The sequence below is a fragment of the Caulobacter sp. GW821-FHT09A05 genome (assembly GCF_059418465.1).
The window spans coordinates 104,103-125,036 of sequence record NZ_JBWKPX010000003.1; the positions used below are offsets into that span (position 1 = coordinate 104,103).

General features: G+C 70.0%; 10 protein-coding genes. All 10 read left to right on the plus strand.

The features are described 5' to 3' along the window. The first annotated feature begins 118 nt into the window (after positions 1–118). The 10 genes from AC07NX_RS03845 to AC07NX_RS03890 are packed head-to-tail and all read left to right on the plus strand — an operon-like array spanning position 119 to position 20,928. The gene (locus tag AC07NX_RS03845; RefSeq protein WP_494639289.1) at positions 119–2,275 is read left to right on the plus strand and encodes a glycoside hydrolase family 2 protein; all 2,157 of its coding nucleotides are present in this window, start codon (positions 119–121) and stop codon (positions 2,273–2,275) included. Continuing rightward, the gene (locus AC07NX_RS03850; RefSeq protein ID WP_494639291.1) at positions 2,275–3,924 is read left to right on the plus strand and encodes an alpha-L-fucosidase; all 1,650 of its coding nucleotides are present in this window, start codon (positions 2,275–2,277) and stop codon (positions 3,922–3,924) included. Before AC07NX_RS03845 ends, AC07NX_RS03850 begins: the two co-directional genes overlap by 1 nt. A gap of 15 nt (positions 3,925–3,939) precedes the next feature. Continuing rightward, on the plus strand, positions 3,940–5,013 hold the full coding sequence (locus tag AC07NX_RS03855; protein ID WP_494639292.1) for a glycosyl hydrolase family 18 protein: 1,074 nt from the start codon (positions 3,940–3,942) through the stop codon (positions 5,011–5,013). Between the two features lie 9 nt (positions 5,014–5,022). Beyond that, positions 5,023–7,338, plus strand: a complete 2,316-nt coding sequence (locus AC07NX_RS03860) for a beta-N-acetylhexosaminidase (RefSeq protein WP_494639294.1) — start codon at positions 5,023–5,025, stop codon at positions 7,336–7,338. Positions 7,339–7,364: 26 nt separating this feature from the next. Next, positions 7,365–10,004, plus strand: a complete 2,640-nt coding sequence (locus AC07NX_RS03865) for a beta-mannosidase (protein ID WP_494639296.1) — start codon at positions 7,365–7,367, stop codon at positions 10,002–10,004. Positions 10,005–10,013: 9 nt separating this feature from the next. Then, positions 10,014–12,641 (plus strand): glycoside hydrolase family 3 C-terminal domain-containing protein, encoded by a 2,628-nt coding sequence (locus AC07NX_RS03870; RefSeq protein WP_494639298.1) that lies wholly within the window; start codon positions 10,014–10,016, stop codon positions 12,639–12,641. After that, a complete protein-coding gene (locus tag AC07NX_RS03875; protein WP_494639300.1) occupies positions 12,638–14,089 on the plus strand; it encodes a glycoside hydrolase family 125 protein in 1,452 nt (483 codons plus the stop codon). The genes AC07NX_RS03870 and AC07NX_RS03875 overlap by 4 nt, the downstream gene beginning before the upstream one ends. Then, a complete protein-coding gene (locus AC07NX_RS03880; RefSeq protein WP_494639301.1) occupies positions 14,086–16,413 on the plus strand; it encodes a GH92 family glycosyl hydrolase in 2,328 nt (775 codons plus the stop codon). The genes AC07NX_RS03875 and AC07NX_RS03880 overlap by 4 nt, the downstream gene beginning before the upstream one ends. Continuing rightward, complete coding sequence (locus AC07NX_RS03885; RefSeq protein ID WP_494639303.1) at positions 16,410–18,839, plus strand: hypothetical protein; 2,430 nt, start codon at positions 16,410–16,412, stop codon at positions 18,837–18,839. The genes AC07NX_RS03880 and AC07NX_RS03885 overlap by 4 nt, the downstream gene beginning before the upstream one ends. Before the next feature lie 13 nt (positions 18,840–18,852). Further along, a complete protein-coding gene (locus tag AC07NX_RS03890; protein WP_494639305.1) occupies positions 18,853–20,928 on the plus strand; it encodes an alpha-L-fucosidase in 2,076 nt (691 codons plus the stop codon). The last annotated feature ends 6 nt before the right edge of the window (positions 20,929–20,934 follow it).

The window sequence follows — 20,934 nt, forward strand, 5'->3', positions numbered from 1 at the left end:
AAGTGGAATTCCGGCGTCATTGGCGCCGAGAGGAAGACCTTTTCAGGCGAGTACGGACCGGGGGCATTCCGGTTCTTTGACTATCGGCCCTCCAAGGCCGAAGTGACGGGGAGCGGGAATGAGGAAGATCGGCAATTTTCTGCGTCTCCTGATCCTCGTCCTGACCTTGGGCGGCCACGCCGCCAACGCCGCCACGCGACTCGATCTCGATGGTGCGTGGCGCTTTCGAACCGACCCGAAAGGCGAGGGATTGTCCGCCGGCTGGCCCGCGGAGGCGCCCGAGGGCGCCAGGGCGGTCACCGTGCCCCATACCTGGAACCTGGGCCAGGACCAGGCCTTCGACGGCGTGGGCTGGTATTTCAAGAGCGTCGTCCTGCCCGAAGGCCTGGCGGGCCGGCATGTCGAACTCAATTTCGGCGGCACGTTCTACAAGAGCCGGGTGTTCGTGAACGGCGTCGAGGTCGGCGGCCATGAGGGCGGCTTCACGGCCTATCACCTGGACGTCAGCAAGCTGGTCCGGCCCGGCGAGAACCGGATCGCCGTGGCCATCGACAATCGACCGGGCCTGGCCACCATCCCGGGTTACGCCATGCGGCTGCGGGCCTCTGGCAATGTCTGGTACGACTGGTGGCGCAATGGCGGCATCCTGCGCGACGTCTGGCTGAGCGTCGCCGACAAGGCGTTGATCCGCCAGCAGACGATCACCCAGCAATTGTCCGCGGACCGCGCGACGGCGGTTGCTCGGGTGCGGGTCGAGAACCTCGACCCATCGGCCCGCGCCTATCGCCTGACCGCCGTGATCGAGGATCCCGACGGCCGCGTCGTGTCTCGCGCCGAGCAGGCGGTGCGCGTGGCGGAAGGCGGCGTGGCCGAGCCGTCGCTCGCTCTCCAGGTCGAGCGGCCGCAGTTGTGGAACGTCGGCGCGGCCAGGCTCTACCGGCTGTCCACGCAACTGCGTGACGAAGACGGGCGCCTGCTCGACGAGCGCGCCGACACGATCGGCTTCCGCAAGATCGAGATCAAGGACCGCAAGCTGTATGTGAACGGCCGGGCCGTGCGCCTGACCGGCATGACACGCCACCAGGACTCGCCGTGGGAGGGCCAGGCCGAAAGCATCGGCACGATCCGCCAGGACTGGAACGACCTGGCCGCGCTGCATGTCGCCCTGACCCGGCCCGTGCACTATCCCCAGCCGCAAGCCGTGCTCGACGAGGCCGACCGCCAGGGCATGCTGCTGATCCCGGAAATCCCGATCTGGCAGATGACCGAGGCCCAACTGGCCGACCCGCGCCTGCTGCCCCTGGCCAAGCGCCAGATGGAGGAGATGATCGCCGAGGCCGGCAACCATCCCAGCGTGCTAGCCTGGAGCGTGATGAACGAGAGCGACGCCTCCAAGCCTGGCGGCCTGGCGTTCTTCCGCGCCATGAAGGCGCACATCAATGCGCTCGATCCGGGCCGCTTCGTGACCTTCGCCGATTCCGACGTGTCGATCGCGCCCTGGAAACCGGCCCAGGCCCTGCGCGAGGCCGATTTCATCATGGCCAACGCCTATTTCGGCACCTGGAGCGGCGGCGCCAGCTCCGTGGAGCCGTGGCTGGACTTCTTCGACAAGACCTATCCCGACAAGATGCTGGTGATCTCGGAGTTCGGCTGGCCGGGTCCGTTCTCGGCCGATCCCAAGGCCGCCGACGCGGCGCGGGTCGAGAATCTGCTGAGCCAGATGGCGGCGTTCGAGAAGCGTCCCTTCGTGGGCGGCGCGATCTTCTGGGCCTACCAGGACTATCACTCCAACCGGAACCTCTACGCCGGATCGGTCGACGGCTATGTGGATCACGGGGTGGTCGACGAGTATCGCCAGCGCAAGCCGTCCTACGCGGCCTGGGAGCAGCGCAACCGCGCGCTGGATGTCTCGGTGTCCTGGACCGTGGGCGAGGGCGGCCTCAAGGGTTTCACGGCCAAGGTCGCGCCGCGCGGAGCCGGGGCCTTGCCCTCCTATCCGCTGATCGGCCAGAAGGTTCGCTGGAAGGCGCTTGACCAGAATGGCGCTGTGGTCGGCGAGAGCGCGCCCATGGATCTGGACCTCGCGGCCCCGGCGGCCGTCACCGGCGCCTGGGACACGCCCGTGGACGGCGTCGTTCGCCTGACCCTTGATGTCCTGACCTCGACCGGCGTCCGTTCGGGCGGGGAGACGGCCGAATATCGACCCTTCAAGCTGGGCTCGGCGCCGTTCCCGCCCGATCCCGCGCAGCTTTCCAGCAACCCGGCGGTGCGTTGATGTCCAAGACCGATCCGAACAACCTCGACCGGCGCGCCTTCCTGGCCGTCGCCGCGGCCGGCGCGACAGCCGCCGTCGCCACGCCGGGCTTGGCCGCCGAGCCGACGGCCTCGCCCACCGCGCCGACGGCCAAGACCTTGAGCCCGGAAAAGATCGACCAGGCCTGGCGGCGGGCGGCGGCCAAGTTCGACGCGCCGCGGGTCGCGGTGCTCAAGCGGGCCCGCGCCATGACGGCGAACGGCCCGTTTCGCGCGGACTGGCCGTCGCTGAAGGCCTATGAGCCGCCGCTCTGGTACCAGGACGCCAAGTTCGGGATCTTCATCCACTGGGGCGTCTATTCGGTGGCGGCGTTCGGCGGCGAGTGGTACTCGCGGCTGATGTATCAGGAAGGCTCGAAGGAATTCGAGCATCACCGGGCGACCTACGGACCGCAGGATCGCTTCGGCTACAAGGATTTCATCCCGCAGTTCACCGCCAAGGCCTACGATCCGGCCGGGTGGGCGAAGCTCTTCAAGCAGGCCGGCGCCCGCTACGTCGTGCCCGTGGCCGAGCACCATGACGGCTATGCGATGTACGATACGCGCCTGTCGGACTGGACCGCCGTCAAGACCGGCCCCAGACGCGACCTGATCGGCGCCTTCGCCAAGGCCGCGCGGGCCGAAGGCCTGCACTTCGGGCTGTCCAGCCACCGCGCCGAGCACGACTGGTTCTTCGACGAGGGGCGCAAGATCCCGTCCGACGTCAACGATCCGCGCTATCTGGAGCTCTATGGCCCGGCCCAGCTGCGGCTGATGGGCAAGGACGACGCCGACCTGTTCGGCGACTTCACCGCGGTCTCCCAGGCCTGGGTCGACGACTGGCTGGCGCGCACCGCCGAGCTGGTCGAGCTCTATGATCCCGAGCTGATCTATTTCGACTGGTGGATCGGGAAGGCCGAGTTCCGCGCCGCCCTGCCGGCGATGCTGGCCCAGTACTACAACAGCAAGGCCGCCCAGGGCGGCCAGGGCGTCGTCAACTACAAGCTGGGCTCGATGCCGGCGGGCGCCGGAGTGCTGGACATCGAGCGCGGCCAGGCGCCGGGCATCCAGCCGACCGCGTGGCAGACCTGCACCTCGATCAGCGACAAGGCCTGGGGCTTCATCGAGAACGACACCTACAAGAGCGCGGGCCAGCTGATCCACCTGCTGGTCGACGTAGTCTCCAAGAACGGCAATCTGCTGCTCAATGTCGGTCCACACGCCGACGGAAGCATCCCGCCAGCCGCTCGCGACACCCTGCTGGCCATGGGCCAGTGGCTGGGCGTGAACGGCGAGGCGATCTACGGCTCGCGGCCCTGGCGGGTGTTCGGCGAGGGGCCGACCGAGATCGCTGACGGCTCGTTCCAGGAGACCAAGACCAAGCCCTACACCGCCAAGGACTTCCGGTTCACCACCCGCGAGGGGCGGCTCTACGTGCTGCAGCTGAACGCGCCGGAGGGCGACGAGGCCCTGATCACCTCGATCAAGCCGGGGGACCGCGTCCAGTCCGTGACCGCGCTCAGCAACGGCCGGCCGGTGACCTTCAGCCAGACGGCCGAGGGCCTGAAACTGGCCGTCGGCGGACAGCCCGCCGGCCACGCCGCCTACGTCTACCGTATCGAACTCGCTTAAAGTGAAGGGGCCTTCATGCGCCGCACCCTGACCCGCATACTTCTCGCCGCCGCCCTTGGGGCCGCCCTGACGGGCGGAGCGCAGGCCCAGGGCAAGGCGGCGCAGCCCGTGGCGCTGTTCTATCTGATGGAGACGCCCAAATCGACGCGCTCCTTCGAACAGCACATCGACAAGATCGGCCTGCTGGTCCCCACCTGGTACGGGGTGTCCAAGGACGGCTTGGTCACCGGCGCGCCCAATCCGGGGATCCTGGCCAAGGCCAAGGCCGCGCGCCTGCCGGTGATGCCGATCATCTCGCTGACCGACCGCGCTGGCCTGCATCAGCTGATGGGCAGCGAGCCGGCCAAGAAGAGCATGATCGAGGCGCTGGTCCGCGAGGCCAAGGCCAACGGCTATGTCGGCTTCCACTTCGATTTCGAGAACATCAGCTACCTGGACCGCGACGCCTTCACCCTGATGGCCAAGCAGACCGCCGACGCCCTGCACGCCAACGGTTTCACCATGGGCGTCGCCGTCGTGCCCAACGCGCCTGGTCATCCCGGCAAGGGCGCCTATTCCAAATGGATGTGGGAATACTGGCGCGGCGCCTATGACATCGAGGCTCTGGGCAAGATCGCCGACGAGGTCAGCCTGATGACCTACGACCAGCACACGCGCTGGACCCCGCCGGGCCCGGTCGGCGGCATGCCCTGGGTGATGGAGAACCTCGACTACGCCCTGAAGGTCATTCCGCGCGAGAAGATCTCGCTGGGCATTCCACTCTACGGCTACCGCTGGTTCGCCGACAATCCTGTGCGCGCCGACGGGACCGAGGCGGTCAACATCAACGGCGTCTATTTCGATGGCGACGAGTCCATCCCGATGGCCCGTGAATACGGCGTCAAGGTCCAGTGGGACGACGTCCAGAAAGAGAGCTGGTACGTGCTCTATCGCGACCAGATGAACGAGTGGGTCTCGATGCCCGACGCCCGCAGCTTCAAAGCCCGCTACGATGTCGTCAAGCAACAGGGCCTGGCCGGGTTCAGCGCCTGGGTGCTGGGGTCTGAGGATCCTGCGATCTGGGACGTGCTACCCGTCGTCAAGCGCTAAGGATTGCCGATGCGACCCGCTCACCGTCTCGCGACCGCCAGCCTGGCGGCTCTCTCCCTGGCCCTGGCCGCGGGTTCGGCCCTGGCCGCGACCTCGCCGGCGCCGATCATTCCAGTCCCCGCCGAGCTGACCCCCGGTCGTGGCGCGCTGGTCGTCCGCTCCGGGGCCGTGGTCTCGGTCCCGGCCGGCGACGCCGCCGCCCTGTCGGCCGCCCGGCTGCTGGCCGGCCAGGTCAAGCAGACGCGGGGTCTGGATCTTGTCGCGCGGGAGGGCGGGGCGGGAGCGATCGTCCTGGTTCGCGATCCGTCGGTGAGCGCGGCCGAGGGCTACGTGCTGACCGTGACGCCCAAGGGGGCGCGCGTCGCCGCCAAGGACGACGCGGGCCTGCTGTACGGCGCCATGACCCTGGCCCAGCTGCTCAGCCCCGACGCCGCCTTCGGCCGGCCGGTCAAGGTTCCCGCCCTGACCGTTCGTGACCAGCCGCGCTTCGCCTGGCGCGGGATCATGGTCGACGTGGCCCGCCACTTCCAGCCGGCCGACTCGCTGAAGCCGCTGATCGACGCCATGGCCGCGCACAAGATGAACGTGCTGCACCTGCACCTGTCCGACGACCAGGGCTGGCGGGTCGAGATCAAGCGCTATCCCAAGCTGACGGAAATCGGCGCCTGGCGCACCCCGCCGACGGCCGGCGAGACGCCGTCAAGCCAGCCCTATGGCGGCTTCTACACCCAGGACCAGATCCGCGACCTGGTGGCCTATGCGCGCGAGCGGTCGGTGACCATCGTGCCGGAGATCGACCTGCCGGGCCACGCCCAGGCCGCCGTCGCCGCCTATCCCGAGATCGGCGTCTTCGGCGACCGGCCGCCGGTCGCGGTCGACTGGGGCATCAATCCGTACCTGTTCGACGTCGACCAGCCCAGCCTGACCTTCATCGAAGGCGTGCTGGACGAGCTGATGGACCTGTTCCCCTCGACCTACATCCATGTGGGCGGCGACGAGGCGATCAAGGACCAGTGGCAAAGCTCGCCCGCCGTCCAGGCCCGCATGCGCGAACTGGGCCTGAAGAACGAGCACGAGATGCAGAGCTGGTTCATCGAGCACCTGGGCCAGTACCTCGCCTCGCACGGCCGGCGGCTGATCGGCTGGGACGAGATCCTCGAGGGCGGCCTGCCGGCCTCGGCGTCGGTGATGTCGTGGCGGGGCGAGCAGGGGGCCATCGACGCCGCCAACGCGGGTCACGACGTGGTGCTGTCGCCGGCGCCGACGCTGTACCTGGACAGCCTGCAGAGCAACCGCGCCGACGAGCCGCCGGGCCGTCTGTCGATCGTGACCCTGAAGGACGTCTACGCCTACGAGCCGATGCCCAAGGGCATCGCACCCGACAAGGCTGGTCATGTACTGGGCGCCCAGGCCAACGCCTGGACCGAGTATCTGGTGACGCCGGCTCAGGTGCGCCACGCCATCTTCCCGCGCCTGGACGCCGTCTCCGAAATCACCTGGTCGCCGAAGGACAAGCGCGACTGGACGGGCTTCCTCGATCGCCTGGACATCCAGCGCCTGCGCTACGCCCGCCAGGGGATCAACGCCGCGGATGGCGCCTTCGCCGTCAACTTCGCCTTGGACGGCGGTCGCGGCGCAACGCTGCGGTCGGGACAGGCGACGCTGGCCCTGTCGACCCAGTCCGGCTTCGGCCAGATCCGCTACACGCTAGACGGCAAGACGCCGACGGCGCGTTCGCCGCTGTACGGCAAGCCGCTCAAGGTGCCGGTGGGGACCACGGTCCGCGCGGCCGCGTTCGCCGCCGACGGTCGCGCGACCGCCGAGCCGCGGTCTTTCGACCTTGGCCGGGCCGCGCTGCTGACTCGGAGCAACACCGACCTGACGGCCTGTCCGAAAGGCGCCCTGGGCCTGCGCGTGCCGCTGACCTCAGAGGCGGAAGCCGACGCCCCCGCCTTCAACGTCAACCTGTTCGACACGTGCGCGATGTACCCGGCCGCGCCGCTGGACCTGGCCGGCGGCTTCGAGGTCAAGGTCGCGCGCGTGCCGCGCCACTACGGCCTGGCCGGCGATACCGACAAGGTCCGCTGGCACTACAACGCCACGCGGTTCGGCGAACTGGTCGTGCGCGCCGGCGGCTGCGAGGGGGCTGTGGTCGCGACCTTCCCGCTGCCGGATCCGGCCACCGCCGACAACCGGCTGAAGTTCCAGGGCGTGCTGCCGACGGGTGCAGGGGACTCCGACCTTTGCCTGCTGTTCACCGCGCCGCTTTCCGGGCCCTTCTACACTGTCGAGGCCCTGGCCCTGACGCCCCGTTCTCCCAACTGATCAAGTCCTCAAGGCGAGACCAGACCATGCTTCGATCCGCACTGCTTTCCGCCTTCGCCCTGGCGGCCATGGGATCCACCGCCCTGGCCGGCCCGGTCGAAACCCGCAGCCTTGACCAGGGATGGAGCTTCCGGCTCGACCCGGCCGACGCCGCCGCCAAGACCCACGCCGCCGAGGCGGCGCAATGGCGGCCGGCGACCGTGCCGGGCACGGTGCAGACCGATCTGCTGGCCGCCGGCCGGATTCCAGATCCGTTCGCGGGCGCCAATGAGGCCCAGCTGCAATGGATCGGCCTGGCCGACTGGCAGTACCAGCGCACCCTGGACGCCGATGCGGCCCTGCTGGCCCGCGACCATGTCGACTTGGTGTTCGACGGCCTCGACACCTTCGCCGAGGTCTTCGTCAACGGCGTCAAGCTGCTGTCGGCCGACAACCAGCACCGACGGTGGCGCGTGCCGGTCAAGGCGGTGCTGAAACCGGGCGCCAACCTGATCACCATCGACTTCAAGTCGCCGATCAAGAAGTTGCAACCGGACCTGCTCAAGCAGCCCTACGTGCTGCCCGGCGCCTACGATTCCGCGTTCGGCGACGAGCCGCCGGCCAAGCACACCTCCACCTATGTTCGCAAATCGCCCTATCACTACGGCTGGGACTGGGGTCCGCGCTACGTCACCGAAGGGATCTGGCGCGAGGTGCGGCTGGAAGCCTGGGACGAGGCCCGGATCGACGGCTTCCGCATCCGCCAGGACCAGGTGGCCGCCGACCACGCCCGCCTGTCCGCCGAGTTCGAGATCGAGTCCGACGGGACGCGCACGGTCGAGCTGGCTGTCACGCCCACGGCGCCCGATGGCGCGGTCCTGCCGGTCGTCCGCCAGACCGTGACCCTGGCGCCGGGCCTCAACCGCGTCTCGGTGCCCGTGCCGATCGCCGCGCCCAAGCTGTGGTGGCCGGCGGGCTATGGCCGCCAGGACCTCTACCGCTTCGACGCGTCCGTCGCCCTGGACGGCGCGGTCGTGGCCAAGGCCGAGCGCCGCTCGGGCCTGCGCACGGTCGAGCTGCGCCGCGAGGCCGACGCCTGGGGCAAGAGCATGGGCTTCGTGATCAACGGCGTCCCGATCTTCGCCAAGGGCGCGAACCTGATCCCGTTCGACAGCTTCTCGCCGCGGGTCTCCGACGAAAAGATGCGGGAAATCCTGACCTCGGCCCGCGACGCCAACATGAACATGCTGCGCATGTGGGGCGGCGGCCACTACCAGAGCGACGCCTTCTACGCGATGGCCGACGAGCTGGGCCTGATGATCTGGCAGGACTTCATGTTCGGCGGCGCCATCCCGCCCTACGATGTGGCGTTCCGCGAGAACACCCGGGTCGAGGCCGTCGAGCAGGTCAAGCGCCTGGGCGACCATCCCAGCATCGTCCTGTGGAGCGGCAACAACGAGGTCCAGGCCGGCTGGGAGATCTGGGGGGACCGGATCAAGTTCAAGACCTCGATCCCGACCGAGGAACGCGAGCGCATCGTCATCGGCATGACCACCCTGTTCGGCCAGGTGTTGCGCGGCGCGGTCACCGAGAACGACCCCGACACGCCCTACTGGGCCGGCTCGCCCAGCACGGACTATGACGGCGCCGCCGATCAGCTGACCGACGGCGACCGTCACTACTGGGACGTCTGGGGCGGCTCGAAACCCGTCGAGGAGTATCTGCACGTCACCCCGCGCTTCATGTCGGAATACGGCCTGCAGTCCCAGCCCGAGATGCGGACACTGAAGACGATCGCCAAGCCGCAGGACATGTCGGTCAATTCCACCGTCATGCGCGCCCACCAGAAGTACGCCAAGGGCGAGGGCAACGAGCGGATCCTGTTCTACATCCGCCGCAACTACGGCGAGCCGAAGACCTTCGAGGACTTCGTCTATCTGAGCCAGGTGATGCAGGCCGAGGGCATCGAGCTGGCGGCGCTGCATCACCGGTCCTCGCGGCCCCAGACCATGGGCTCGCTGTACTGGCAGCTCAACGACGTCTGGCCCGGCGCCTCATGGTCCAGCGTCGACTACTACGGCCGCTGGAAGGCGCTGCAGTATCACGCCCGCCGCTTCTACGCCCCGGTCGCCCTGGCGGCCGTGCACGACAACGGCGCGACGACGATCACCCTGCTGTCGGACCGCACGACGCCGGCGCCGGTTCGCTGGCGGGTGCGGGTGATGGATGTCGACGGCAAGGTCCTGTCCGACAGCACGTCCGATGCCGAGCTCAAGCCGCTGGCGGCGACGCAGGTCGCCAACCTGCCGGACGCGACGCTGTTCAAGGGCGCCGATCCGGCGCGCACCTTCGCGGTGGTCGAACTGGTCGAGAAGGGAAATACCATCTCGCGGGCCGTGGTCACCCAGGTCCCGGCCAAGGCCATGGCCTTGCCTGATCCGCGCCTCCAGGCCAGCTGGTCGAAGACGGCGGACGGCTATGCGGTGACCGTCAAGGCCGCCAAGCTGGCCCGCGCCGTCTGGCTGGGCTTCGGCGACGTTGACGCCACCCTGTCGGATAACGCCTTCGACCTGCCGCCGGGCGAGGCGGTCACCATCCAGGTGACATCCAAGGCTTCTCTGAACCAGCTGAAGCGGGCCCTGACCCTGCGCAGCCTCCATGGCGCCACCAAGCCGCCGACGCCCTAGGAGTCCCTGATGGTTCGACCCCATGTCCTGGCGGCGTCGGCATTGCTGTTCGCCACCACCGCCCCTCTCGCCGAGGCCTGGGCCGCCGAAACACCGGCGGCCCTCGTGTCGCGCCTGTCGCTCGAGGAAAAGGCGGCCCAGCTACAGAGCGCGGCGCCGCCGATCCCGCGACTGGGGATCCGTGGCTACGAATGGTGGAACGAGGGCCTGCATGGCCTGGCCCGCAACGGTCCGGCCACCGTGTTTCCACAGGCCATCGGCCTGGCGGCGACCTGGGACGAGGGTCTGATGGGCCGGGTCGGCGAGGCGGTGTCGACCGAGGCGCGGGCCAAGTTCAACGCGGTCGGCGACCGTGACCCGGGTCGTTACGAGGGCCTGACCATCTGGTCGCCGAACATCAACATCTATCGCGATCCGCGCTGGGGCCGGGGCCAGGAGACCTATGGCGAGGACCCGCACCTGACCGGCGCCCTGGGCGCGGCCTTCGTGCGTGGAATCCAGGGCCCCGACCAGGCCCATCCCCGCGCCGTCGCCACGCCCAAGCACTTCGCGGTCCATTCCGGGCCCGAGGCGGGGCGTCACGGCTTCGATGTCGATGTCTCGCCCCAGGATCTGGAGGCCACCTACCTGCCGGCCTTCCGCCAGGCGGTGGTCGAGGGCGGGGCGCGGTCGGTGATGTGCGCCTACAACGCCATCCACGGCTTCCCGGCCTGCGCCTCGCCGCTGCTGCTGGACGAGACCCTGCGCCGCGACTGGGGCTTCAAGGGCTTCGTCGTCTCCGACTGCGACGCGGTCGACGACATGACCCAGTTCCATTACTTCCGCCTCGACAACGCCGCCTCGTCGGCGGCGGCCTTGGTCGCGGGCGACGATCTCAATTGCGGCAACGCCTACGCACAGTTGCCGGCCGCCGTGCGTCGGGGGGATCTCGACGAGGCGGTGCTCGACCGCGCCGTCGTCAGGCTGTTCGAGGCCCGCGCGGCGCTCGGCGCCCTGTTCGCGCCCGACCCGGCCAATCCCTACGCCAAGATCGGCGCCGACGCCGTGAACAGCCCGGCTCACCGGGCCCTGGCGCTGGAGGCGGCGCGCAAGTCGATCGTTCTGCTAAAGAACGACAACAACCGCCTGCCGCTGGCGCTGAAGACCCGGATCGCGGTGATCGGGCCGGACGCCGACGCCCTGGAGGTTCTGGAAGCCAACTATCACGGTACGGCGGTCGACCCGGTGACGCCGCTCCAAGGCCTGCGCGCCCAATGGGGCAAGGCGAACGTCCGGTACGCCCAAGGCTCGGCCGTGGCCGAGGGCGTGCCGGTCGCCGTGCCGGAAACCGCGTTGCGCACCGGCCTCGGCCCGGACGCGGTCCAGGGGCTGACCGGCGCCTATTTCGACGATCCCGCCCTGAGCGGCGCCCCGCGCGTCACCCGCACCGACCGCGTCGTCAATTTCGACTGGGATCGGGCCGCCCCGGCCCCGGGTCTCGATCCGGCCCGTTACGGCGTGCGCTGGACCGGCGTGCTGGTTCCGCCTGGACCCGGCGAATACACCCTGGTCGTCGGCGTCGCCCGCTGCTTCGACTGCAAGGGCCACGACCCCGTCCGGCTCTGGGTCGATGACAAGCTGGTGGTCGACGACGACGGTTCGGGCAAGGCGGTCGAGGCGGTGCTGAACTTCGCCGACACCCGCCCGCGCCGCGTCCGCCTGGAGCTGTCGCACACGGGCGAGGACCAGGGCGTGCGCCTGCAATGGCGCGCTCCCGCCGCCCCGCAACTCGCCGAAGCCGTCAAGGCCGCGAGCCAGGCCGATGTGGTGGTCGCGGTCGTCGGACTGTCGCCAGACGTCGAGGGCGAGGCGCTGCAGGTGACCGTGCCGGGCTTCGACGGCGGCGACCGCACCGACATCGCGCTGCCCGCGCCGCAACGGCGGCTGCTGGAGGCCCTGGCCGCCACCGGCAAACCCCTGGTCGTCGTGCTGACCTCCGGCGGGGCGGTCGAGCTGGACTGGGCCAAGACCCATGCCGACGCCATCCTGGCCGCCTGGTATCCGGGCCAGTCGGGCGGCGTCGCCCTGGCCGAAACCCTGGCCGGCCTGAACAACCCTGCGGGCCGCCTGCCGGTGACCTTCTACAAGTCGGCCCGGGACCTGCCGCCGCTGGTCGAGTACGCGATGAAGGGGCGGACCTATCGCTATTTCGAGGGCGAGCCGACCTATCCGTTCGGTTACGGCCTCAGCTACACGCGCTTCGACTACGGCGCGCCGAGCCTGTCGGCGACGACGCTGAAGGCCGGGGAGGACCTGGTCGTCGAGGCCGAGGTGGCCAATGTCGGCGACCGGGCCGGCGACGAGGTGGTGCAGGCCTATCTGGTCCCGCCCAAGCCCTCGGACTATCGGGGGCGGCAGGCCGATCGGCTGCTGCTGCGCACCCTGGTCGGCTTCGACCGGGTGACTCTGAAGCCCGGCGAGCGACGCAAGGTCCGCTTCACGTTGTCGCCCCGCGACCTATCGCAGGTCGCCCGCAATGGCGAACGGGCGGTGGTTCCCGGCCGCTACACCCTGTTCGTCGGCGGCGGCCAGCCGGGCAAGGCGCCGGGCCAGCAGGTGAACTTCACGATCGAAGGCCAGCAGGAGCTTCCGCGATGAGCCTTGGCCTCTCCCGTCGCCAGGCCCTGCTGGCCGGGGCGGCCGCCGCCCTGGCCGCCACGCCCGCGAAGGCCGCGCCGTTCGCCTCGCATCGCCCACCGCCCGAAACGCGGCGCTTCGTCAGTCCGACCGTCGAGGCCCTGATCAGGCGCGTGAAGGCCAAGGTGGCCGATCCCGAACTGGCCTGGCTGTTCGAGAACTGCTTCCCCAACACCCTGGACACAACGGTCTTCCTCGGCGAGGCCGGCGGCAAGCCGGACGCCTTCGTGATCACCGGCGACATCGACTGCATGTGGCTGCGGGATTCCTCGGCCCAGGTCTGGCCGTACCTGCCGCTGGCGGCCAAGGCGCCGGAGCTGCGGACCCTGTTCCGGGGCGTGATCGGCCGGCAGGCCCGCTGCATCCTGATCGACCCCTACGCCAACGCCTACATGCACGACCCGGCCGCGCGGACGAACCTGAAGTGGTCGCAGCAGGACGTCACCGAGATGCGGCCGGGCGTCGCCGAGCGGAAGTGGGAGATCGACAGCCTCTGCTATCCGATCCGCCTGGCGCACGGCTATTGGCGGGCCACGCGCGACCCGGTCCCGTTCGACGCCGAATGGCGTCAGGCCATGGCCGTGGTGGTGCGCACCTTCCGCGAGCAGCAGCGCAAGACCGGCCCCGGGCCCTACAGCTTCCAGCGGCCCTCCACCCTGGCCACCGAGACCCTGATGCTGGAAGGCAGGGGCGCGCCGACCCGCAAGGTCGGGCTGATCCATTCGATGTTCCGGCCCTCGGACGACGCCTGCGTCTATCCGTTCCTGATCCCGTCGAACCTGTTCGCCGCCGCCAGCCTGAGGCAGCTGTCGGAGCTGGCGACCGAGGTGATGAACGACGCGGCCTTCGCCGCCGACTGCGCGGCCTTCGCCGACGAGGTGTCGGCGGCGTTGCAAGCCCACGGCCTGACCCGCGACGCCGACGGCCAGCCGGTTTGGGCCTTCGAGGTCGACGGGTTCGGCAATGCGGCGTTCATGGACGACGCCAACGCGCCCGGGCTGTTGAGCCTGGCCTATCTGGGCTGCGTCCCGCACGACGATCCGGTGTTCCGCCGCACCGCCCGCCTAGCCTGGAGCGAGCGCAATCCGTACTTCTTCAAGGGGACGGCGGCGGAGGGGATCGGCGGTCCCCATGCCGGCCTCGACCTGATCTGGCCGATGTCGATCATCATGCGGGCGCTGAACGCCCTGGCCGACGGCGACGACGCCACGGTCCTGGCGTCCTTGCGGACCCTGAAGACCACTCACGCCGGCAAGGGCTTCATGCACGAGGCCTTCCACAAGGACGACCCCGCCAAGTTCACCCGAGACTGGTTCGCCTGGGCCAACACCCTGTTCGGCGAACTGATCGTCGAGATCGCCGACCGTCGGCCCGCCTTGCTGGCTCGCCCCCTGGATCCCATCGCATGACCCAAGTTCCCACTCTCGATCGCCGCGGCCTGATGGCCGGCGTGGGTCTCGCCGGACTCGCCGCCGCCGCGCCAGCCTCGTCGAAGCCGCGCAAGGCGCTCTGCGATTTCGTCGACCCGTTCATCGGCACCGGCGGCCACGGCCACACCTATCCCGGCGCGACCCTGCCGTTCGGCATGGTCCAGCTGAGCCCCGACACCAGCAACAACGGCTGGGATTCCTGCTCGGGCTACCACCAGCAGGACGGCTCGATCATGGGCTTCTCGCACACCCACCTCAGCGGCACCGGCTGCGCCGACCTGCTGGACGTGCTGGTGGTCCCGGCCACCGGCCCGGTGCTGCTGACCCCGGGCGAGCCCGGCAAGCCCGACGACGGCTACCGGTCGCGCTACGACAGGGCCAGCGAGCACGCCTCGCCGGGCTACTACAAGGTCCGCCTGACCGACACGCGCATCGACGCCGAACTGACCGTGACCGAGCGGGTCGGCCTGCACCGCTACACCTTTCCCAAGGGCGAGCCCGGCCACCTGCTGATCGACCTGCAGCATGGCCAGAAGGACTGGTGGGAGAAGTCGCCCGAGACCCGGGTCAAGAACGCCAGCCTGCGCCTGGTCGGCGACGACACCCTGGTGGGCGCCCGCCAGGTGTTCCAGTGGGCCCCGGGGCGCTGGATCTATTTCGCCCTGAAGCTGTCGCGCCCGTTCAAGAGCGCCCAGCTCTACGCCGCCGACCAGCCGCTGGGCGCCGACGCCCGCGAGGCCACGGGCGAGAACCTCAAATGCGCCTTGCATTATCCGGACGCCGGCGAGGCTCCCTTGCTGGTCAAGGTCGGCCTGTCGGGCGTCGACATCGAGGGGGCGCTGGCCAATCTGCAGGCCGAGGTTCCCGGCTGGGATTTCGACGGCGTGCGGCGCTCGGCGCGCGCGACTTGGGAAAAGGCGCTGTCCTCGATCCGCATCGACGGCGCTTCCGAGACCGATGCGCGGATCTTCTATACCGGCCTCTATCACAGCCTGCTGGCGCCGACCCTGTTCAGCGACGTCGACGGCCGCTACCGGGGCATGGACCAGAAGGACCACAAGGTTCCCGCCGGTCGCCGCAACTACAGCACCTATTCCCTGTGGGACACCTACCGGACCCTGCATCCGCTGCTGACCCTGGCCCAGCCGGATCGGGCGGCCGACGTGGTCGCCGGCCTCGTGCCGATGGCCGAGGAGAGCCCCAAGGGACCGTCGGTCTGGCCGCTGCAGGGGATCGAGACCGGCACCATGAACGGCTGGCATGCCGCCGTCGTGCTGGCCGAGGCGCAGGGCAAGGGGCTGGGCGGCCTGGACCCGGTCCGCACCTGGAAAGCGTTCCGCAAGCGGGCGTTCGACGACGATGTGCTCGGGCTGGACTGGTACAAACGCCTGGGCTTCATCCCGGTCGACGAAGTCATGGAAGGCGCCAGCCGCACGCTGGAATACGCCTATGACGACTGGGCCATGGCCCATCTGGCCGCGGCCGCGGGCGCCCATGACGACGCCAGGGCCCTGCTGGTCCGCTCGCGCAACTACCGCAACCAGTTCGACGCCTCGACCCAGTTCATGCGGCCGCGCAACGCCGACGGCTCCTGGGTGGCCCCATTCGAGCCGCGCGCCATCGGCCACATGGAGAAGTGGCGCGACTTCACCGAGGCCAACGCCTGGCAAGCCACGTTCCTGACCCAGCACGACCTCTACGCCTACATGGAACTGTTCGGGGGCGAGAAGGGTCTGGAAGCCAAGCTCGACGCGCTGTTCACCGCCAATTCTGAGATGCCGCCGGGTTCTCCGCCCGACATCGCCGGCCTGGTGGGCCAGTACGCCCACGGCAACGAGCCGTGTCACCACGTGGCCTATCTCTACGCCTATTGCGGCGCGCACCATAAGACCCAGGCCCAGGTCCGGATGCTGCTCAAGAGCCAGTACCAGGCCAAGCCCGACGGCCTGTCGGGCAACGAGGACTGCGGCCAGATGAGCGCCTGGTACGTGATGAGCGCCCTGGGTCTGTATCCGGTCGACCCGGTGATGGGCGCCTATGTGTTCGGTTCGCCGCTGTTCCCGCGGGCGGAGATCGCGGTCGGGCAGGGGCGCAAGCTGGTGATCGAGGCCAAGGGCGTCGCGCCGGACCGCTTCTACATCCAGTCTGTGACCTGGAACGGCGCGGCGCACGACCGCTGCTGGATCGGTCATGACGAACTGGCCAGGGGCGGGCGCCTGGTGTTCCAGATGGGCGAGCGGCCGAACCCCGCGTTCGGGGCGGCGCGGTCATCGCGCCCCCCTTCGGCGCCGAAGTTCGCGTGAAGCCGCGCCGCCGCCTCGCCTTGGGCGCGGTCGTCCTGGCCGCCAGCGTGGCCGCGACGGCGCGGGCCGAGGACCTGACTCAGGCGCGGCTGGTCGAGACCGGCGCGGAGTCCGCGCCGGCCGTCCGCTTCCTGGCCGAGGAGATCGCGGCGCGCGTCGGAAGGTCCTGGGGCGCGGGTTCGGACGCGAAGGCGCCATTGGTGGTGGTGGCGCGGCCCGAGGCGATCGAGGACCTGCTGCCCCTGGATCTGCGAGCGGCATGGCGGGCCAATCCCGCCGGGAGCATGGCGCGGACGCCGGAAGGGTTCTCGGTTCGCACCCTGCGCGCGGGGGCGCGGACCGCGCTGGTGGTCGCCGCGCAAACCCCGCGCGGCCGGCTGTTCGGCGTCGGTTGGTTGCTGCGCAAGCTGGAGATCGAGCCGGGCAAGGTGATGGCGTCCAGCGACCTGGCGATCGACACCGCGCCGGTCCAGGCCGTGCGCGGCGTGCAGATCGGCTACCGCTTCAAGAACAACAGCTACGACGCCTGGACGCTGGCGATGTTCGAGCGCCGGGTGCGCGACATCGCCATCTTCGGCGGCAACACCATCCAGGTCATCGCGCCGGTGTCGGACGACGCGGCGACCAGCCCGCTGTTCCCGGCGCCGGCGCTGGAGACGATCGTCGGCCTGTCGGCCCTGGCCGACCGCTACGGCCTGGACTTCGCGCTCTACTATCCGCAACTGGCCAAGGACTATGGCGACCCGGCCGCCGTGGCGGCCGAACTGAAAAGCTTCGAGGCCCTGGTCCGCCGGCTGCCGAAGGTCGACGCCCTGTACGCGCCCGGCGGCGATCCCGGCCACACCCATCCGGACCGGCTGTTCCCGTTGGTGGAGCAGGAGGCGAGGATTCTGGCGCGCGTCCATCCCGGGGCCAAGGTCTGGCTGTCGGCGCAGGGCTTCGACCAGGCGGAAAGCGAGGCCTTCTACGCCCAGCTGGCGCGGGAGCCCGACTGGCTGACGGGCGTGTTCTTCGGGCCGCAGACCCGCGATCCGATGGCGGTGCAGCGTCGACGGATCCCGGCGCGCTATCCGATCCAGTTCTATCCCGACATCGGTCACACGATGCACGCCCAGTTCCCGGTTCCGGAATGGGACCCCGCCTTCGCGATCACCGAAGGGCGCGAGCCGGTCAATCCGCGGCCCCTGGGCCAGGCCACGATCTTCCGCCATTTCGCGGCGTTGAACACCGGGGCGGTTACCTATTCCGAAGGCGTCAACGACGACGTCAACATGACGCTGTGGTTCCAGCTGGGCTGGTCGCCGCAAGCCGAACCGCGAGCGGTGCTGGGCGATTACGCGCGGGTGTTCCTGGGCCCGCGGATCGGCGACCGGTCCAGCGACCGGTTCGCCGACGGGGTGATGGCGCTGGAACGGAACTGGTCGGGCAGGGCGGCCGACAACGCCGGGATCGACGCCACGCTGGCCCTGTTCGACGATCTGGCGCGGCGCGCCTCGCCCGCCCAGCGCGCGAACTGGCGGTTCGAGTCCGCGCTCTACCGGGCGGTCTACGACGCCTGGGTGCGGGCGCGGTCGCGGGCCGAGACCGCGCGCCAGGCGGCGGCGATGGCGGCGCTGGCGCAGGTCTCCACGATCGGGGCGGACGCCGCCATGACCCGGGCCGAGCACGCCCTGGCCGACCCGGACACGGCGGAGGCCCTGGCCCTGCGCGGCCGGCTGTTCGACCTGGCGGGACGGCTCTATGCCCATGCCGGCCTGCAGCTCAGCGTCCGGCGTTACGGCGCCTCGGCGATCGAGCGCGGCGCCAATCTCGACCGGGTCGACGCGTCGCTGAACGACCGGGTCTGGCTGACGCGCCAGTTCGCCGACGTCCGGGCGCTGCCGGACGAGGCCCGGCGTCGGACCCGTCTGGCCGAGATCGCGGATACGCCGATGACCAGGGAAGGGGCTCTGTACGACGACCTGGGCGATCCCGATCGCGAGCCGCACCTGGCGCGCGGCGTCGGCTTCGGTGGCGATCCTCAGCTGCTGGAGAGCGCCATCGACGGGATCGCCGACAAGATCCCCGACGACGGCTGGCGGTTGGCCTGGACGACCTATGCCGAGACCCTCTACGACCGCCCGATCACCCTGGTCTATCGTGACCTCGATCCGAAGCGGACCTGGCGGCTGCGCGCCACCTACGCCGGCGAAGACTATCAGCTGCCCATGCGCCTCACGGCCAACGGCGTCGAACTGCATCCGCCGCTGGCGCGCGCCACCAATCCGATGACCGTGGACCTGGCTCTTCCTCCGGCGGCCACGCGCTCCGGCCAGCTGCGCCTCGACTGGACGCGACCGCCCGGCATGGGCGGCGGAGGCCGCGGCCATCAGGTGGCCGAGGTCTGGCTGATCCCCGATCCCGTTTCTTCCCCCGTTCCTCACTGACCGGAGCCGACCGATGCGCCCCGAACTTCATCTGTCCCGTCGCCGCCTGATGCTGGCCGGCGCCGCCGCCTCGGCACTTCCCGGCATGGCCTTCGCGGCTGGCCTGGCGGCCTACGGGGCGACGCCCTCGGCCCGGCAACTGGCCTGGCATGGGCTGGAGACCTACGGCTTCGTCCACTTCTCGATCAACACCTTCACCGACCGCGAATGGGGTTACGGCGACGAGTCGCCAGCCCTGTTCAATCCCACGGACTTCAGCGCCGACCAGATCGTCGCCGCCGCCAAGGCGGGCGGGCTGAAGGCCCTGATCCTGACGGCCAAGCACCACGACGGCTTCTGCCTGTGGCCCAGCCGGTTCACCGAGCACAGCATCAAGAACAGCCCCTACAAGGGTGGCAAGGGCGACATCGTCCGGGAGATGTCCGAGGCCTGCGCGCGCGGCGGGTTGAAGTTCGGCCTCTACCTGTCGCCCTGGGACCGCAACCACGCCGACTACGGCCGGCCGGAATACGTCACCTACTACCGCAACCAGCTGCGCGAGCTGCTGACCCAGTACGGGCCGCTGTTCGAGGTCTGGTTCGACGGCGCCAACGGCGGAGACGGCTATTATGGCGGGGCCCGCGAGGTGCGGAAGATCGGGCCCAACTACTACAACTGGCCATCGATCATCGCCTTCGTCCACGAGCTGCAGCCCATGGCGGTGACCTTCGACCCCAAGGGCGCGGACCTGCGCTGGGTCGGCAACGAGCGCGGCTTCGCCGGCGATCCCTGCTGGGCGACCATGGACGATGGGCCCTACACCGAGGCCAAGGGCATGAGCGGCGTCCGGGGCGGCTCGGTCTGGTGGCCGGCCGAGGTGGACGTGTCGATCCGTCCGGGCTGGTTCTGGCACGCCTACGAGGACGCCGAGGTGAAGTCCGCCGGACGGCTGCAGAAGATCTATTTCGAGTCCGTGGGACGCGGCGCCAACCTGCTGCTCAACCTGCCGCCGGACCGCCGGGGCCGCATCCCCGACGAGGACGTCGCGGCTTTGAAGGCTTGGGGCGAGGCCAGGCGCGCCCTGTTCGCTCGCAACCTGGCCGATGGCGCCCGGGCCCAGGCGAGCAACGCCCGCGCGGGCCACGCCGCCGCCAAGGTGCTGGATGACGCGCGCGACACCTACTGGGCCTGCGACGACGGCGCGGCGACGCCGGAGTTGACCCTGACCTTGCCGCAGGCGCGGACCTTCGACGTCGTGCGCCTGCGCGAGCATCTGCCGCTGGGCCTGCGGGTGACCGCGTTCGCCCTGGACGTCTGGGACGGCGGCTGGCGCGAGATCGCCCGGCATCAGGGCATCGGCGCCCAGCGCCTGGTGCGGCTGGCCGCGCCGGTCACGACGCGCAAGCTGCGCCTGCGCGTGCTGGACGCGCCGGCCGGTCCGGCGATCAGCGAGATCAGCCTGTTCCGGCAACCGGTGCTGGTCGATCCGCCCGCCATCCAGCGCGACCGCGAGGGCCTGGTGTCGATCATCGGCGACGCACCGGGGCTGGAGCTGCGCTATACGGTGGACGGCGCGCCGCCGACCCGCGAGGCCCTGCGCTTTACCGGACCCTTCCCGCTGCCCGAGGGCGGGCAGGTTCGAGCCGTGGCGATCGAGCCGACAAGCGGCGTCACCAGCGCGCCGGCGCGGCGGGCCTTTGACGTGCGGAAATCCGACTGGCGCATCGCCCAGGCCAGCGTTCCCGGCGCCGAGGCGCTGATCGACGACGAACGAGGCACGGTCTGGCGAGCGCCGGTCCCCGCGGTCGTGGTGCTGGACCTGGGACAGACCCGGTCGCTGGCGGGCTTTACGCTGCAACCGGCCTGGGACCGACCGCAGGGCGCGGGCGCGCCGGCGGGCTATCGGGTGGCGACCAGCGCGGATGGCGTTGCCTGGACGCCGGCGGGCGAGGGCGAGTTCGCCAACATCGCGGCCAGCCTGGCGCCTCAGCGCGTGACGTTCACGCGCCGAGAGGGGCGGTACCTGAAGCTGGAGGTGACCCGGGCGGCGGCGGGCGAGTCGCAGGTCGCGTTCGCGGAACTGGGAGTCATTACCTTGCGCGACGCATAGGGTCCC

What these genes read in the sequence shown, in the direction of transcription:
- AC07NX_RS03870 (WP_494639298.1), top strand. Translation starts at nt 10,014, where the DNA reads ATGGTTCGACCCCATGTCCTGGCGGCGTCGGCATTGCTGTTCGCCACC.
- AC07NX_RS03860 (WP_494639294.1), top strand. Translation starts at nt 5,023, where the DNA reads ATGCGACCCGCTCACCGTCTCGCGACCGCCAGCCTGGCGGCTCTCTCC.
- AC07NX_RS03850 (WP_494639291.1), top strand. Translation starts at nt 2,275, where the DNA reads ATGTCCAAGACCGATCCGAACAACCTCGACCGGCGCGCCTTCCTGGCC.
- AC07NX_RS03845 (WP_494639289.1), top strand. Translation starts at nt 119, where the DNA reads ATGAGGAAGATCGGCAATTTTCTGCGTCTCCTGATCCTCGTCCTGACC.
- AC07NX_RS03865 (WP_494639296.1), top strand. Translation starts at nt 7,365, where the DNA reads ATGCTTCGATCCGCACTGCTTTCCGCCTTCGCCCTGGCGGCCATGGGA.
- AC07NX_RS03880 (WP_494639301.1), top strand. Translation starts at nt 14,086, where the DNA reads ATGACCCAAGTTCCCACTCTCGATCGCCGCGGCCTGATGGCCGGCGTG.
- AC07NX_RS03855 (WP_494639292.1), top strand. Translation starts at nt 3,940, where the DNA reads ATGCGCCGCACCCTGACCCGCATACTTCTCGCCGCCGCCCTTGGGGCC.
- AC07NX_RS03875 (WP_494639300.1), top strand. Translation starts at nt 12,638, where the DNA reads ATGAGCCTTGGCCTCTCCCGTCGCCAGGCCCTGCTGGCCGGGGCGGCC.
- AC07NX_RS03890 (WP_494639305.1), top strand. Translation starts at nt 18,853, where the DNA reads ATGCGCCCCGAACTTCATCTGTCCCGTCGCCGCCTGATGCTGGCCGGC.